15 protein-coding genes and 1 riboswitch are annotated in these 13,548 nt (G+C 69.3%); of the genes, 10 read left to right on the top strand and 5 right to left on the bottom strand.

Going from position 1 to position 13,548, the window contains the following annotated elements:
- Positions 1-11: 11 nt before the first annotated feature.
- Positions 12-2,000: a monovalent cation:proton antiporter family protein gene (locus tag L0984_RS09275; protein WP_234193736.1), complete on the bottom strand. Its 1,989-nt coding sequence runs from the start codon at positions 1,998-2,000 to the stop codon at positions 12-14.
- A gap of 69 nt (positions 2,001-2,069) precedes the next feature.
- On the opposite strand from L0984_RS09275, the gene L0984_RS09270 reads away from it, so the two are divergent.
- Genes L0984_RS09270 through L0984_RS09255 form a run of 4 tightly spaced genes read left to right on the top strand, consistent with a single transcriptional unit; the run spans position 2,070 to position 5,091 of the window.
- Positions 2,070-3,056, top strand: a complete 987-nt coding sequence (locus L0984_RS09270; protein WP_234193401.1) for a KpsF/GutQ family sugar-phosphate isomerase — start codon at positions 2,070-2,072, stop codon at positions 3,054-3,056.
- Entirely contained in the window at positions 3,056-3,634 is a 579-nt protein-coding gene (locus tag L0984_RS09265) for a KdsC family phosphatase (RefSeq protein WP_234193400.1), read from the top strand. Before L0984_RS09270 ends, L0984_RS09265 begins: the two co-directional genes overlap by 1 nt.
- Complete coding sequence (gene lptC, locus L0984_RS09260) at positions 3,631-4,266, top strand: LPS export ABC transporter periplasmic protein LptC (RefSeq protein ID WP_234193399.1); 636 nt, start codon at positions 3,631-3,633, stop codon at positions 4,264-4,266. The genes L0984_RS09265 and lptC overlap by 4 nt, the downstream gene beginning before the upstream one ends.
- Positions 4,267-4,287: 21 nt before the next feature.
- Entirely contained in the window at positions 4,288-5,091 is an 804-nt protein-coding gene (locus L0984_RS09255) for an SDR family oxidoreductase (RefSeq protein WP_234193398.1), read from the top strand.
- Positions 5,092-5,237: 146 nt separating this feature from the next.
- Here the strand turns inward: L0984_RS09255 and L0984_RS09250 are convergent, their stop codons facing one another.
- Positions 5,238-5,762, bottom strand: coding sequence for an RNA recognition motif domain-containing protein (locus L0984_RS09250; protein WP_234193397.1), 525 nt, complete (start codon positions 5,760-5,762; stop codon positions 5,238-5,240).
- Between the two features lie 387 nt (positions 5,763-6,149).
- Positions 6,150-6,327, top strand: a riboswitch (yybP-ykoY riboswitch).
- Positions 6,328-6,343: 16 nt separating this feature from the next.
- Between L0984_RS09250 and L0984_RS09245 the strand changes: the two genes are divergently transcribed.
- The 3 genes from L0984_RS09245 to metW all read left to right on the top strand — a co-directional run bounded on the left by L0984_RS09245 (position 6,344) and on the right by metW (position 8,846).
- Positions 6,344-6,916 carry a TMEM165/GDT1 family protein gene (locus L0984_RS09245; protein WP_076506987.1) on the top strand — a complete coding sequence of 191 codons (573 nt, stop codon included), beginning with the start codon at positions 6,344-6,346 and terminating at the stop codon, positions 6,914-6,916.
- A gap of 155 nt (positions 6,917-7,071) precedes the next feature.
- Complete coding sequence (metX, locus tag L0984_RS09240) at positions 7,072-8,199, top strand: homoserine O-succinyltransferase MetX (RefSeq protein ID WP_234193396.1); 1,128 nt, start codon at positions 7,072-7,074, stop codon at positions 8,197-8,199.
- Between the two features lie 59 nt (positions 8,200-8,258).
- Positions 8,259-8,846, top strand: coding sequence for a methionine biosynthesis protein MetW (gene metW, locus L0984_RS09235; RefSeq protein WP_234193395.1), 588 nt, complete (start codon positions 8,259-8,261; stop codon positions 8,844-8,846).
- On the opposite strand, the gene L0984_RS09230 is transcribed toward metW, so the two are convergent.
- Positions 8,827-9,771: an ion transporter gene (locus L0984_RS09230; protein ID WP_370645918.1), complete on the bottom strand. Its 945-nt coding sequence runs from the start codon at positions 9,769-9,771 to the stop codon at positions 8,827-8,829. The genes metW and L0984_RS09230 overlap by 20 nt on opposite strands.
- A gap of 166 nt (positions 9,772-9,937) precedes the next feature.
- Here L0984_RS09230 and L0984_RS09225 point away from each other — a divergent pair, with 166 nt between their 5' ends.
- The gene (locus L0984_RS09225) at positions 9,938-10,468 is read left to right on the top strand and encodes a bactofilin family protein (RefSeq protein WP_234193394.1); all 531 of its coding nucleotides are present in this window, start codon (positions 9,938-9,940) and stop codon (positions 10,466-10,468) included.
- A 45-nt stretch (positions 10,469-10,513) separates the two neighbouring features.
- On the opposite strand, the gene L0984_RS09220 is transcribed toward L0984_RS09225, so the two are convergent.
- Entirely contained in the window at positions 10,514-11,308 is a 795-nt protein-coding gene (locus tag L0984_RS09220) for a DUF72 domain-containing protein (RefSeq protein ID WP_234193393.1), read from the bottom strand.
- 101 nt (positions 11,309-11,409) lie between these two features.
- On the opposite strand from L0984_RS09220, the gene L0984_RS09215 reads away from it, so the two are divergent.
- Positions 11,410-12,909, top strand: a complete 1,500-nt coding sequence (locus tag L0984_RS09215) for a M20 family metallopeptidase (protein ID WP_234193392.1) — start codon at positions 11,410-11,412, stop codon at positions 12,907-12,909.
- Positions 12,910-12,986: 77 nt separating this feature from the next.
- Here the strand turns inward: L0984_RS09215 and L0984_RS09210 are convergent, their stop codons facing one another.
- Entirely contained in the window at positions 12,987-13,424 is a 438-nt protein-coding gene (locus L0984_RS09210; protein ID WP_234193391.1) for a YidB family protein, read from the bottom strand.
- Between L0984_RS09210 and L0984_RS29785 the strand changes: the two genes are divergently transcribed.
- Positions 13,423-13,548, top strand: a complete 126-nt coding sequence (locus L0984_RS29785) for a hypothetical protein (RefSeq protein WP_255697244.1) — start codon at positions 13,423-13,425, stop codon at positions 13,546-13,548. The genes L0984_RS09210 and L0984_RS29785 overlap by 2 nt on opposite strands.

The following is a 13,548-nucleotide window of genomic DNA, read 5'->3' as shown; positions in this document are numbered from 1 at the left end:
CGACGAAAACTTCAGCCGCGTTGGAGCCGTTCGGTGGCCGTGGCGAGCGGCCCGGGCAGGCCCGAGAGCACCAGCGTGTCGCCGGGCTCCAGCACCGTGTCTTCCTCCGGCTCCATGGTGCGGCCGTGGCTGCGCCGCAGGCCCACCACGCGCACGCCCGCATCGGCCAGGCCCAGGCGTGCCAGCGCCTGTCCGACCCAGCGGCTGCCGGTCTGCAGCGTGAAGCTGTCCAGCCGCTCCTGCTCCAGGTCTTCCAGCGAGGCATCGTCGTCCGCTCCGCGGAAGTAGCCGCGCAACAGGTGGTAGCGGGCGTCACGCGCTTCCTGCGCGAGGCGGATCACACGCCGCATTGGTACGCCGACCAGCGCCAGGGCGTGACTGGCCAGCATCAGGGAGCCTTCAACCGTCTCCGGGACGACGGCCGTGGCGCCGGCGCGCTGCAGCTTCTCCAGTTCGTGGTCGTCCTGCGTGCGCACCACCACGGGCACCGTCGGTGCATGGGCGCGCACCGCCGCCAGCACCTTGAGGGCACCCGGCACGTCGAGGTAGGTGATGGCCACGGCGCTGGCGCGCGACAGGCCGGCCGCCATCAGCGCCTGCGGGCGCGCCGCGTCGCCGAAGACGACCGAGTCGCCGGCCGCGGCAGCCTGGCGCACGCGGTCGGGATCCAGGTCCAGTGCCATGTAGGGAATGCCTTCGCGCTCCAGCATGCGGGCCAGGTTCTGGCCGCAGCGGCCGTAGCCGCAGATGATCACGTGCTCCGCCGTGTCGATCATCTTGCGCGCCAGGCTGGTCACCTGCAGCGACTGCTGCATCCAGTCGCTGGCCACCAGCTTGCGCACGATGGCCTCGCTGTACATCACGATGAAGGGCGTGGCCAGCATCGAGACGATCATCGAGGCGAGCACCGGGTCGCCCAGCCAGGCCGGCAGCAGCCCGCGCCCGTTGGCCAGCGACAGCAGCACGAAGCCGAACTCGCCCGCCTGCGCCAGGTACAGCCCCGTGCGCAGCGAGACCCCGGCCGTCGCCCCCAGCAGCCGCGCCAGCACGGTCACCAGCAGCAGCTTGAAGCCCAGCGGCACGACCAGCAGGACGAGCACCAGCGCCCAGCGCTCGACCACGACGTGCCAGTCCAGCGACATGCCGATGGTGATGAAGAACAGGCCCAGCAGCAGGTCGTGGAAGGCCCGGATGTCGCTTTCCACCTGGTGCTTGTATTCGGTCTCCGACACCAGCATGCCGGCGATGAAGGCGCCCAGCGCCAGCGACAGTCCGGCCATCTCGGTCAGCCAGGCCAGGCCCAGCGTCACCAGCAGCAGGTTGAGCATGAACAGTTCCTCGCTGCGGCGGCGCGCCACCAGCGTGAGCCACCAGCGCATCACGCGCGGACCGCCGTACAGCAGCAGGCCGATCAGGGCGGTGGCCTTGAGCAGGGCCAGGCCCAGGCCGCGCAGCAGCGCCTCGGGCGGCGCACCCAGGGCGGGGATCAGCACCAGCAGGGGCACCACGGCCAGATCCTGGAACAGCAGCACGCCCATCACGCGGCGGCCGTGTTCGCTTTCCAGCTCCAGTCGCTCGGCCATCAGCTTGACGACGATGGCGGTGCTGCTCATCGCGAGGGCGCCGGACAGGGCGAGCGCCGTCTGCCAGCTCATGCGCCAAGGGTCGGGCAGCAGGCGGGCCAGGGCCAGGGCACCCGCCGTGGCCAGCAGCATGGTCAGCGCCACCTGCAGCAGTCCCAGGCCGAACACGTGCTGGCGCATGGCGCGCAGCTTGGGCAGGCTGAACTCCAGCCCGATCACGAACATCAGGAACACCACGCCGAACTCGCCCAGGTGGCGCACGCCGTCCGAGTCCTGCGCCAGCGCGAAGGCGTGCGGCCCGATCAGCACGCCGGCCACCAGATAGCCGAGCATGGGTGGCAGCTTGAGCGAGCGGCAGCCCACCACGCCCAGCACGGCGGCCAGCAGGTAGAGCAGCGTCAGCTCGAAGGTGTTCATCCGCTGGATGCTAGCAAGGGCCATGCACTGCACCGGGGCGGGGGCAAGGCGCGCCGATAAAATCGCCCGATGAGCTTTCCGGCCCCGGACCCCGACGCGTTGCTGGCCCGCGCACGCGCCACTTTCGACATCGAGGCCGCCGCCGTGCTGGGCCTCAAGGCACGCGTCGGCCAGAGCTTCGTCGAGGCGGTCCGGCGCATCCTGGCCCTGCAGGGCCGGGTGGTGGTCATGGGCATGGGCAAGAGCGGCCATGTGGGCCGCAAGATCGCTGCGACCTTGGCCTCCACCGGCACACCTGCCATGTTCGTGCACCCCGCCGAGGCCAGCCATGGCGATCTGGGCATGGTCACGGCCGCGGACGTGGTGCTGGCCATCTCCAACAGCGGCGAAAGCAATGAACTCGACGCGATCCTGCCCGTGCTCAAGCGCCAGGGCGTGCCTCTGATCGCCATGACCGGCGGCGCGACCTCGTCGCTGGCCCGGCATGCCGACCTGGTGCTGGACAGCGGCGTCGAGAAGGAAGCCTGCCCGCTGAACCTGGCGCCGACCGCCAGCACCACCGCGCAGATGGCGCTGGGCGACGCGCTGGCCGTCGCGCTGCTCGATGCGCGCGGCTTCGGTGCCGAAGACTTCGCCCGTTCGCATCCGGGCGGTGCGCTGGGGCGAAAGCTGCTCACCCATGTGGCCGACGTCATGCGCCAGGGCAGTGCGGTGCCGCAGGTCTCGCCCCAGGCAGGCATCGCCGAGCTCATGCGCGCCATGAGCGTGCAGGGCTTCGGCGCCGCGGCGGTGATGGATGCCCAGGGCCGTGCCGAAGGCATCTTCACCGACGGCGACCTGCGCCGGCTGATCGAGGCGGGCGCCGACCTGCGCGGCATCCGTGCCGCCGACGTCATGCACCGCGGCCCGCGCACCATCCGCCAGGACGCCCTGGCCGTCGAGGCGGCCGAACTCATGGAGCAGCATGGCATCACCCGCCTGTTCGTCGTCGATGCCGAAGGCCGGCTGGCCGGCGCGCTCAACACCACCGACCTGATGCGGGCGAAGGTCATCTGATGGCGCCGCAACCGCAGGGCGCCCGACCCGTGCTCACCTTCGACCCCGAACTGCTGCTGGCTGCGCAGGATGTGCGCGTCGCCTTCTTCGATGTCGACGGCGTGCTGACCGATGGCGGCATCTACTTCACCGACGCCGGCGAGACGCTCAAGCGCTTCAGCGTGCTCGACGGCTACGGGCTGCAGATGCTGCGCAAGGCCGGCATCGAGCCCGTGGTGGTCACCGGCCGCGACTCGGCGCCGCTGCGTGCCCGGCTGCAGGCACTCGGCGTGCGGCATGCGCGCTACGGGGTGATGGACAAAATCGCCGCGTCCTCCGAGATCCTGGCCGCCCTGGGCCTCGACTGGGCGCAGGCGGCGGCCATCGGCGACGACTGGCCCGACCTGCCCGTGCTGCGTCGGGTGGCCTTCGCGGCCGCGCCGGCCAATGCGCATCCGGAGGTGGCGGCCATCGTGCGCCATGTCACCCGCCTGCGGGGCGGCGAGGGCGCGGCCCGCGAGTTCTGCGACCTGCTGCTGTGCGCCTGCGGGCGCTATGCCGGCCTGCTGGACGCCGCCATCGGGGTGCCCGACGCATGAGGCGCGTCGTCTCCGTCTTCGGGCTGGCGTTCGACCGTCTGAGCCTCTACCTGCCGATCATCCTGACGGGCCTGCTGGCGCTCGGCACCTACTGGCTGGTGCGCAACGCGCCGGAACTGATCAAGCCGCACGCCGCGGCCCCGGTCTCGCACGACCCGGACTTCTTCATGCGCAACTTCACCGTGCGCAGCTTCCTGCCCGACGGCTCGCTGCACAGCGAGATCAGCGGCCGGGAAGGCCGTCACTACCCCGACACCGACACGATGGAGGTCGACGACGTGCGTGTGCGTTCGGTGTCGCCCCAGGGGCTGGTCACCCGTGCCACGGCCAACCGCGGTCTTTCCAATGGCGATGCCAGCGAGATCCAGCTCTTCGGCAATGCCGTGGTGATCCGCGACGAAGGCAAGCTTCCCGATGGCAAGCCGGCGCCCCGGCTGGAATTCCGGGGTGACTTCCTGCATGTGTTCACCAACGAGGACCGGGTGCGCTCCCATCTGCCGGTCACGCTGATCCGGGGCAGCGATACGTTCAAGGCCGATGCGATGGACTACGACCACATGAGCGGCATCGCCAATCTGCGGGGACGCGTCCGCGGCCAGATCATGCCGCCGGCACCGGCGGGCAGGCGCTAGCCGTATCTGCGGGAATCGCCCATGTCCGCCCCTGCCCTTGCCCCCCTGGTCTTCATCACCGGCGCGTCCAGCGGTATCGGGCAGGCGCTGGCGGCCCGCTATGCCCAGGCGGGCTGGCGGCTGGCGCTCGTGGCGCGGCGCACGGCGCAGATGCAGGAGTGGGCGGCGTCCCAGGGCCTGGGGCCGGATCGCTGCGGCATCTACGGCGCCGATGTGGCTGCGGTGGACAGCATCGTCGCCGCGGGCGAGGCCTGCCTGGCTGCCCAAGGCTTGCCCGAGGTGGTCATTGCCAATGCGGGCATCAGCGTCGGCATGGACACGGCCGAGCGTGCCGATCTGGACGTGATGGCCGAGACCTTCGCGCTCAACAATGTGGGTCTGGCCGCCACCTTCCATCCCTTCATCGCCGCGATGGTGCGCCGTGGGAGCGGGCGGCTGGTGGGCATCGGCAGCGTGGCCGCGATTCGGGGGCTGCCGGGGCATGGCGCCTACTGCGCCAGCAAGGCGGCGGTCGTGGCGTATTGCGAAAGCGTGCGCACCGAGTTGCGCGGCAGCGGTGTCCGGGTGGTGACGGTCTGTCCGGGCTATGTGGACACGCCGCTCACCCGGGGTAATCGCTATGGCATGCCCTTCCTCATCTCCGCGGAGGTCTTTGCCGACCGAGCCTTCCGCACCATCGAGGCCGGGTTCAGCTACCGCGTCATTCCCTGGCAGATGGGGATCGTCGCCAAACTGATGAGGGTGCTGCCCGACGCCATCTACGACCGGGCGGTGCAAGGCCGCGGCCGAAAGCGCCGCCGGGACGAAGCCGACACGCCTCGCTGAGTGCCGCCGCCTCGCAGCCTGTCTGCTGGACGGACGGGCGTGCGGAGGGCTGCGGCAGCCCCGTCACAAACAGGCGCGCATGAAAAAGGCTCCCGAGGGAGCCTTTCGTTGAGTCGTTCCGCAAAGCGGAACGGCAACGTGTGCGATCAGTAGTTGTTGCCGCCGCCACCGCCGCCGTAGCCGCCGCGACCACCGCCGCCACCGCCACCGCCGCGCGGGCCGGTGCCGTAGGGGCTGCGGAAGCTGCCGTCGTTGCCGCCGCCACCGCCGCCGCCGCGGCCGCCGTAGCCGCCGCCACCGCTGCGGCCACCACCGCCGCCGTAACCACCGCCACCACCACCGTAGCCGCCGCCACCGCCGCCGCCGCCGTAACCACCGCCGCCACCACCGTAGCCGCCGCCACCGCTACGGGGCGGACGCGGCTCCATGGGGCGCGCCTCGTTGACCACGACACTGCGGCCGCCCAGCGGCTGGCCGTTCATGCCCTGAATGGCAGCCTGCGCCTCGGCGTCGCTGCCCATTTCCACGAAACCAAAGCCTTTGGAACGGCCGGTTTCGCGCTCCATCATGACCTTGGCGCTGGTCACTGCGCCGAACTGGCCGAAAGCCTGTTCGAGATCACCGTCGCGCACCGAATAGGGCAGGTTGCCGACGTAGAGTTTGTTGCCCATGAATGGGACTCCTGTAAAACACAAAGAAAAGCAGCGATGGAGTCCCGGGCGCAAGACCCGCAGCATGTTGGCCTGCGGGGCTGACGAAACTGACCGATCACCCAATGGCCTGCGGCTTTCCGGGCCGAAGGTCCACCCATTATGGGTGATTTATTTGGGAGGGGGACAGGAATTTCCCTTGAATTGCAACAACCTCCGTGAGCCTGAGAAGCTTGCGCACACTGACATCGATGGCCCGGTGAAAACACAGGTTTCCTCAGTAATCGGAAGAGATCATCGAGTTAATCGGGCACGGTTGCGCCTCCTTTTTTTGACGCCAACCGCGGCAGGCGTCCTGCACCCACACCAATAACGTCATGCTGCAGCGCGGCAAGAGTCGCTAGAATCCGCCCCGTCTTTGGGGAGTAGCCGCCTTCCGAGTGCGAGAAGGGCATGCGTCAACAGACTTGTACCGCGCCCCACGCGGAACATGGTGCATGCAGTGAAGACCTGGCGAGACCATTGACCACGCAGCTTCGGGAACAAGGCCGAAGGCGCTGCGTGGTCGATTGCGTCCTTCGGCCGAGGAACCCCACATCTCTATGGAAGCCTTTCTGGTAGCCACCGGCATCGTCGCGCTGGCTGAAATGGGTGACAAGACCCAACTCCTTTCGCTCGTCCTCGCGGCACGTTTCCGCAAGCCCTGGCCCATCGTGCTCGGCATCTTTGCGGCCACGGTCGTCAACCATGCACTGGCGGGTGCCGTCGGCGCCTGGGTGACCAGCTTCCTCGGGCCCACGGTCCTGCGCTGGATACTGGGCCTGTCCTTCATCGCGATGGCCGTCTGGATGCTGATTCCCGACAAGCTCGACGAGGACGAGGCGCCCCGCAGCGTCTCCAAGTTCGGCGTCTTCGGCACCACGCTGGTGGCCTTCTTCCTGGCGGAGATGGGCGACAAGACGCAGATCGCCACCGTCATGCTCGCGGCCCGCTTCACGCACGACTACCTGTGGGTGGTGATCGGCACCACGCTGGGCATGATGCTGGCCAACGCCCCGGTGGTGTGGCTGGGCGAGCGCATCGTGCGCAAGGTGCCGATCAAGCTCGTGCACAGCATTTCGGCCGTGATCTTCCTGGTGCTGGGCGTGGCCGCGCTGATCGGCTGGGGCGCCTGAGGCATGACCCTCGCCGGGCGGCGACGGCGCCGCCCGGCCTATACTTTCCACAGCGCCGATTTGCTCCAGCTTGCGGGCGCTTGATAAATGCAGCTAAAGACGGATGCCCGCAACCCGGCTCGTTTTTGGCGAGGCCGGGTTTTCTTTTTGCTCCCATGTCCTTCGACGTCACACCCCAGTCCATGTCCTTCGCGACGCCGCTGCCGCTGCGCAGCGGCAGCGCCATCGGCGACTACGCGTTGGCCTACGAGACCTACGGCACGCTCAATGCCGACCGCAGCAATGCCGTGCTGGTCTGCCATGCGCTCAATGCCTCGCACCACGTGGCCGGCCAGTACGCCGGCCAGCCGAAGTCGCAGGGTTGGTGGGACAACATGATCGGCCCCGGCAAGTCGGTGGACACCGACCGCTTCTTCGTCATCGGCATCAACAACCTGGGCTCCTGCTTCGGCTCGACCGGGCCGATGCACACCAATCCGGCGACGGGGCGGCCGTGGGGCGCGGACTTTCCGGTGGTGACCGTGGAGGACTGGGTGGACGCCCAGGCCCGCCTGCTCGATGCACTGGGCATCGACACCCTCGCCGCCGTGATGGGCGGCAGCCTGGGCGGCATGCAGGCGCTGTCGTGGACGCTGCAGTACCCCGAGCGCGTGCGCCACGCCGCGGTGATCGCCAGCGCGCCCAACCTCAACGCCGAGAACATCGCCTTCAACGAGGTGGCGCGCCGTGCCATCGTGACCGATCCCGACTTCCACGGCGGCCACTTCTACGACCACGGCGTGGTGCCCAAGCGCGGGCTCACCATCGCTCGCATGATCGGCCACATCACCTACCTCAGCGACGACGTGATGAACGCCAAGTTCGGCCGCCAGCTGCGCGAGGGCATGCAGGTGCGCTACACCACGCACGACGTGGAGTTCCAGATCGAGAGCTACCTGCGCCACCAGGGCGACAAGTTCAGCGAGTACTTCGACGCCAACACCTACCTGCTGATCACGCGTGCGCTCGACTACTTCGACCCTGCCGCGGCCTACGGCGGCAGCCTGCGCGCGGCCTTCGAGCGGGCCATGGCCAAGTTCCTGCTCGTGAGCTTCACCACCGACTGGCGCTTCTCGCCGGCGCGCAGCCGCGAGATCGTCAAGGCGCTGCTCGACAACCGCCGCAGCGTCAGCTACGCCGAGATCGACGCGCCGCACGGCCACGACGCATTTCTGCTGGACGACACCCGCTATCTGGGCGTCGTGCGCGCCTGGTTCGACGGCATCGCGAAGGAGCTGCAATGACCACCCGCCCGGCTGCTCCCAAAGGCCCTCGCGCCGCAGGCGACGCCGAAGGAACGCCCTTGCGCACGACCCACGACATCAACGACCGCATCGTCCGCCTCGTGCCCGAGGGCGCACGCGTGCTCGACCTGGGCTGCGGCGACGGCGCGCTGCTCGAGCGCCTGCAGCGCGAGCGCGGCTGCACCGGCTACGGCGTGGAGATTGCCGACGGCAACGTGCTGCAATGCGTGCGGCGCGGCGTCGACGTGATCCAGCTGAACCTCGACGAGGGCCTGTCGATGTTCGAGGACGCCAGCTTCGACGTGGTGCTGCAGATCGACACGCTGCAGCACCTGCGCAATGCCGAGATCATGCTGCGCGAGACGGCACGCGTGGGCCGCATCGGCATCGTCGCCTTTCCCAACTTCGCGCACTGGCCCAACCGGCTGAGCATCCTGCAGGGTCGCATGCCGGTGACGCGGAGGCTGCCCTACCAGTGGTACGACACGCCCAACATCCGCGTGGGTACCTTCCGCGACTTCGACGCCCTGGCGCGCAAGAACCGCCTGCGCGTGCTGGATGCGTTCGGCGTGCAGCACGGCCGCGAGGTGCGCTGGTTGCCCAACCTGCGCGCCGCGACGGCCGTCTTCAAGTTCGAGCGGGATTGAGTGCCGCGCCGGCGCGTGGCAGAGGCGTGCCGCACCGCCGGCAGTAGTGCGCGTCGTCCGCATGGCCGTCCGCGCCGCAGGCGGTGCAATGCGCATCGGCGGCGGCGCGGTCGCGCAGCGTCTGCAGCCGCCGCTGCGCGCCCATCTCGGCCGTGACGATGCCGGTGGGCACCGCCAGCACGCCCCAGCCGGTCAGCATCATGGCCGACGCGATGAGCCGGCCCATGTCGGTGCGGGGCACCAGATCGCCGAAACCCACCGTCGTCATCGTCGAGACCGCCCAGTACATGGCGGTGGGAATGCTGGTGAAGCCGTGCGGCGGCCCTTCCACCACGTACATGAGCGTGCCCGATACCAGCACCAGCAGCATCACGAAGCCCAGGAAGACCGTGATCTTGCGCGCGCTGGCCGCCAGCGCGAGGGCGAGCGTGCGGTACTCGTGCGCATAGCGCGACAGCTTGAAGATGCGGAACACCCGCAGCAGCCGCAGCACGCGCACGTCGATCAGCGCGCCCAGCGATGGCTCCAGGGCCACCAGGTAGGTCGGCAGCAGGGCCAGCAGGTCGATCACGCCATAGAAGCTGAGGGCATAGCGCAGCGGGCGCTGTACGCACACCAGGCGGGCCAGGTACTCCAGGGTGAAGAGCGCGGTGAACACCCATTCGAGCCCGTGCAGCAAGGCGCCATGGCGGGCCCGCATCCCGGCCATGCTCTCGAGCATGACCACGCCGACGCTCGTCAGGATGGCCGCGATCAGCAGCAGGTCGAAGCTGCGGCCGGCCCGCGTCTCCGATTCGAATATGACCGTGAAGAGCGTGCGGCGCCAGCCGGAGGCGGGTTTGCCGAAGCGGGCGTCGGCCGCCCGGTCATCGAACATGCCTGGGATGTCGTCGTCGTGATGGGCGAGGTCGTTGTGCGGGGTCATGCAGGAAGGAAGTGCGGGTGGGGGCCGGACGCGGCGAATTCTGACGGCAAGGCGGCGAGGCCGGCGACATCGGCCCTGCCGCGGGTTGTTACCGATCTTTCGCAAAGAAGTGTCAACATTCAGAATCACTTGCCTACCATTGGCGCTTTCGCAAGGAGATCACCCTTTGGCTTCGCAATCCCCCTTCTTCGGCAAACGTGACCGTGACCCCAACGAAAGCCTGACCTCGCGTCCCGCCCCGCTGATGGGCGCCGGCACGCTGTCGGGCCATCCTGTGGGTGGGCCGGCGCTGGCCTCGGCATCTGCCGCAACGCCAGCCGCCGCACAGGCTCCGGTGCAGGAAACGGGCAGCAAGCTGACCGTCGGTCCCAACATCAAGCTCAAGGGCGTCGAGATCACCGACTGCGACACGCTGGTGGTCGAGGGCACGGTCGAGGCGACCATGGATTCGCGCGTCATCCAGATCGCCGAGCAGGGCGCCTTCAAGGGCTCGGCCGAGATCGACATCGCCGAGATCCGCGGCGTGTTCGACGGCAACCTGACCGTGCGCCAGAAGCTGGTGATCCATGCCACCGGCAAGGTGTCGGGCAAGATCCGCTACGGCAAGATCGTGATCGAGGAGGGCGGCCAGCTCTCCGGCGAGATCAGCGTGGGCACGAGCACCGCGAGCGACGCCAAGCCCGCCCTGGCGGCCTGAGCATCGCCATCGCCATCGCCATCGCCGCGTTGCGCGGCGCGCCGTTCAAGGCGCGTCGGCCAGCCGCTTCAGAAGAGCCTCCGCCGCGGCGGGGGCTTTTTCCTTGTGGCCGTTGATGAAGAAGACATAGGTGGGCCGCTCGGCAACCCAGTCGCGCGCCTGGGTCGCCAGTGCATCGAGCGCGCGGGGTGCATAGCCGTTGGCGAAGCGCGGCTGCGCATCCATCAGCCGCGCATAGACGATGGGCCCCTGCGGCGCGTCGAAGGATGGGAATTTCGGGCTGTCGGTGAAGACGGTCGCCACGCCGTGCCGCGCGGCCAGGGCCAGGTAGGCCGGATCGATGAAGCTGGGATGTCGCACCTCCATCACATGCTGCAGCGGCAGGCCATCGACCTTGGGCGGCAGCAGTTCCAGGAAGGCGCCGAAGTCCACGGAGTCGAAGGCATGCGTGGGCATGAACTGCCAGACGACGGGCCCCAGCCGGTCGCCCAGCTCGGCCAGGCCGCTGCCGATGAAGCGCTGCACCGCATCGCCGGCCTTGGCCAGCTCGCGCCGGTGCGTCGTCAGGCGGTGCGCCTTCAGCGAGAAGACGAAGCCTTCGGGCGTGGCCTCGCGCCACTTGCGGAAGGTGTCGGGCTTGAAGGTGCTGTAGAAGGTGCCGTTGACCTCGATGGCCGTGAGGCGCCGGCTGGCGTGGGCCAGCTCCTGCGCATGCGGCAGGCCGGGCGGGTAGAAGCTGCCGCGCCAGGGCTCGAAGGTCCAGCCGCCGATGCCCACGCGCACGGGCGTCTGCGGCGGGGCGGGCAGGTCGGCGGCGGCAGGGGCAGCTTTCTTGGGCATGGGCGTGCTGGGGGGATGCGGTTGGCGCACTCTACGCCGGGGCCCATCCCGGCGCAAAATGGATCGATTGCCCCGGCCACGCGCCCCACGGAGAACCGCCGATGAACGCCCCTCTGCACAAAGAATTCCCCGCCGGCCTGCTCGACACCGAGCGCGCCCTGGCCGACGTCACCGCCCGCTGGGACGGCGACATCGTCCGCCAGCTCACTGACTACATCGCCATTCCGGCGAAGTCGCCGGGCTTCGATCCGGACTGGTCCGCCAACGGCTACCTGGAGACGGTGCTGCGCAATGCCGCCACCTGGGTCGAGGCGCAGAAGGTCGAGGGCCTCACGCTGGAGATCGTGCGCCTGGAAGGCCGCACCCCGGTGCTGTTCTTCGAGCTGCCCGCCAGCGGCACGGCGATGAACGAAACCGTGCTGATGTACGGCCACCTGGACAAGCAGCCCGAATTCACCGGCTGGCGCCGCGACCTCGGCCCCTGGACGCCCAAGTACGAAGACGGCCTGCTCTACGGCCGCGGCGGCGCGGACGACGGCTACGCCATCTACGCCAGCGTGGCGGCCATCCAGGCGCTGAAGGCGCAGGGCGTGGCCCATCCGCGCATCGTCGGCCTGATCGAGACCTGCGAGGAATCCGGCTCCTACGACCTGCTGCCCTACGTGGACGCGCTGCGCAGCCGCCTGGGCGAGGTGGCGCTGGTGGTCTGCCTGGACTCGGGCGCCGGCAACTACGACCAGCTCTGGCTCACCACCTCGCTGCGCGGCCTGGCCGGCGGCACGCTCAAGGTGGAGATCCTCACCGAGGGCATCCATTCGGGCGACGCCTCGGGCCTGGTGCCGTCGAGCTTCCGCATCATGCGGCAGGTGCTGGACCGGCTGGAGGACAGCAAGACCGGCCGCCTGCTGCCCGCCAGCTTCCACTGCGAGGTGCCCGCCGAACGCCTGGCGCAGGCCAAGGCCACGGCCGCCATCCTGGGCGACGAGGTCTACAAGCGCTTCCCCTGGGCCCACTACGACTGCGGCGGCGCCAATGCCTTCGCGCTGCCGACCACCACCGATCCGGTCGAGGCGCTGCTCAACCGCACCTGGCGGCCGACGCTGTCGGTGACGGGCGCCGAGGGCTTCCCGGCCTTGAAGGACGCCGGCAACGTGCTGCGGCCCTACACGGCCTTCAAGCTCTCGCTGCGCCTGCCGCCGCTGGTGGAGGCGGCGCAGGTGGTGCAGGAGCTGAAGGCGCTGCTGGAGGACAACGCGCCCTACCAGGCCAAGGTGACCTTCGAGTCGGGCGGCGGCGCCACCGGCTGGAACGCGCCGGCCATGGTGCCGTGGTTCCAGCAGGCGCTGGACGCTGCCAGCCAGGCCCATTTCGGCGCGCCCTGCGGCTACATCGGCCAGGGCGGCACGATTCCGCTGATGAACATGCTGAGCGCCGGCTTTCCGAAGGCGCAGATGATGGTCTGCGGCGTGCTGGGCCCGAAGAGCAATGCCCACGGGCCCAACGAGTTCCTGCACGTGCCCTATGCCAAGCGGCTGACGGCCGCCGTCGCGCAGGTGATGGCCGCGATGCCGGCCAAGCACGTGGCCGAACAGGCGGCCTGAAGCGGATCGTCGCGACCCGGCCTTCAGCCCATGCGGCGTGTGGGCTGGCCGGCTGATCGGGCCGGCCGGACCGTCGCTCAGCGCCGGCCGAGCAGCGGGCCCAGCGCCCCCAGCAGATCGCCCAGCCCGCCCGCGCCAGCCGACAGCGACGGCTCCTGGTCCGGCAGGCGGCCCTGCGGCGTCAGGCGATCGATCAGCACCGGCAGCAGCGTCGCGAGCAGCGGCAGCAGCGTCTGCACATTCAGGCCCAGCTTCTGCGCCACGGCGCCGATCACGTCCTGGCCCAGCGCGCCGTGCACCTGGTCGGGCGACACGGGCTGGTTCTGCCCGGTGCCGATCCATGAGCCCACGGCGTCACCCAGGCCGGCCTGCTGCAGCTTCTGCACCAGGCCACCGACCCCGCCGCTTTCCTGCAGCAGGCTGCCGAAGATGGCGACCGGATCGCTGCCCGGCGAGTGCGGGGCCGGTGCCCCGCTGTTGAGCACCTGGCCGAGGACGGAATCGAGCAAGCCCATGGCTTCTTCCCTGCGAAATGAAAACGAGGCCGCCATTGTTCAGGGCGGCCTCGTCTTCTTCGCGAAACGGCGCCGCTTTTTCAGCGAAGCCGTGCGTAATTCACCTTTTGGACACTGGATTTGA

It is taken from the genome of Pseudacidovorax sp. NFM-22, from assembly GCF_021401245.1.
Classification (GTDB): domain Bacteria; phylum Pseudomonadota; class Gammaproteobacteria; order Burkholderiales; family Burkholderiaceae_C; genus Xenophilus.
Note: the sequence above shows the minus strand (reverse complement) of the source record. Positions and strands in the feature narration are given on the sequence as shown.

Excerpts from the sequence above, each read along its gene's own strand:
- L0984_RS09275 (WP_234193736.1), bottom strand. The coding sequence starts at position 2,000 with ATGAACACCTTCGAGCTGACGCTGCTCTACCTGCTGGCCGCCGTGCTG.
- L0984_RS09270 (WP_234193401.1), top strand. The coding sequence starts at position 2,070 with ATGAGCTTTCCGGCCCCGGACCCCGACGCGTTGCTGGCCCGCGCACGC.
- L0984_RS09265 (WP_234193400.1), top strand. The coding sequence starts at position 3,056 with ATGGCGCCGCAACCGCAGGGCGCCCGACCCGTGCTCACCTTCGACCCC.
- lptC (WP_234193399.1), top strand. The coding sequence starts at position 3,631 with ATGAGGCGCGTCGTCTCCGTCTTCGGGCTGGCGTTCGACCGTCTGAGC.
- L0984_RS09255 (WP_234193398.1), top strand. The coding sequence starts at position 4,288 with ATGTCCGCCCCTGCCCTTGCCCCCCTGGTCTTCATCACCGGCGCGTCC.
- L0984_RS09250 (WP_234193397.1), bottom strand. The coding sequence starts at position 5,762 with ATGGGCAACAAACTCTACGTCGGCAACCTGCCCTATTCGGTGCGCGAC.
- L0984_RS09245 (WP_076506987.1), top strand. The coding sequence starts at position 6,344 with ATGGAAGCCTTTCTGGTAGCCACCGGCATCGTCGCGCTGGCTGAAATG.
- metX (WP_234193396.1), top strand. The coding sequence starts at position 7,072 with ATGTCCTTCGACGTCACACCCCAGTCCATGTCCTTCGCGACGCCGCTG.
- L0984_RS09230 (WP_370645918.1), bottom strand. The coding sequence starts at position 9,771 with ATGACCCCGCACAACGACCTCGCCCATCACGACGACGACATCCCAGGC.
- L0984_RS09220 (WP_234193393.1), bottom strand. The coding sequence starts at position 11,308 with ATGCCCAAGAAAGCTGCCCCTGCCGCCGCCGACCTGCCCGCCCCGCCG.
- L0984_RS09215 (WP_234193392.1), top strand. The coding sequence starts at position 11,410 with ATGAACGCCCCTCTGCACAAAGAATTCCCCGCCGGCCTGCTCGACACC.
- L0984_RS29785 (WP_255697244.1), top strand. The coding sequence starts at position 13,423 with ATGGCTTCTTCCCTGCGAAATGAAAACGAGGCCGCCATTGTTCAGGGC.
- L0984_RS09210 (WP_234193391.1), bottom strand. The coding sequence starts at position 13,424 with ATGGGCTTGCTCGATTCCGTCCTCGGCCAGGTGCTCAACAGCGGGGCA.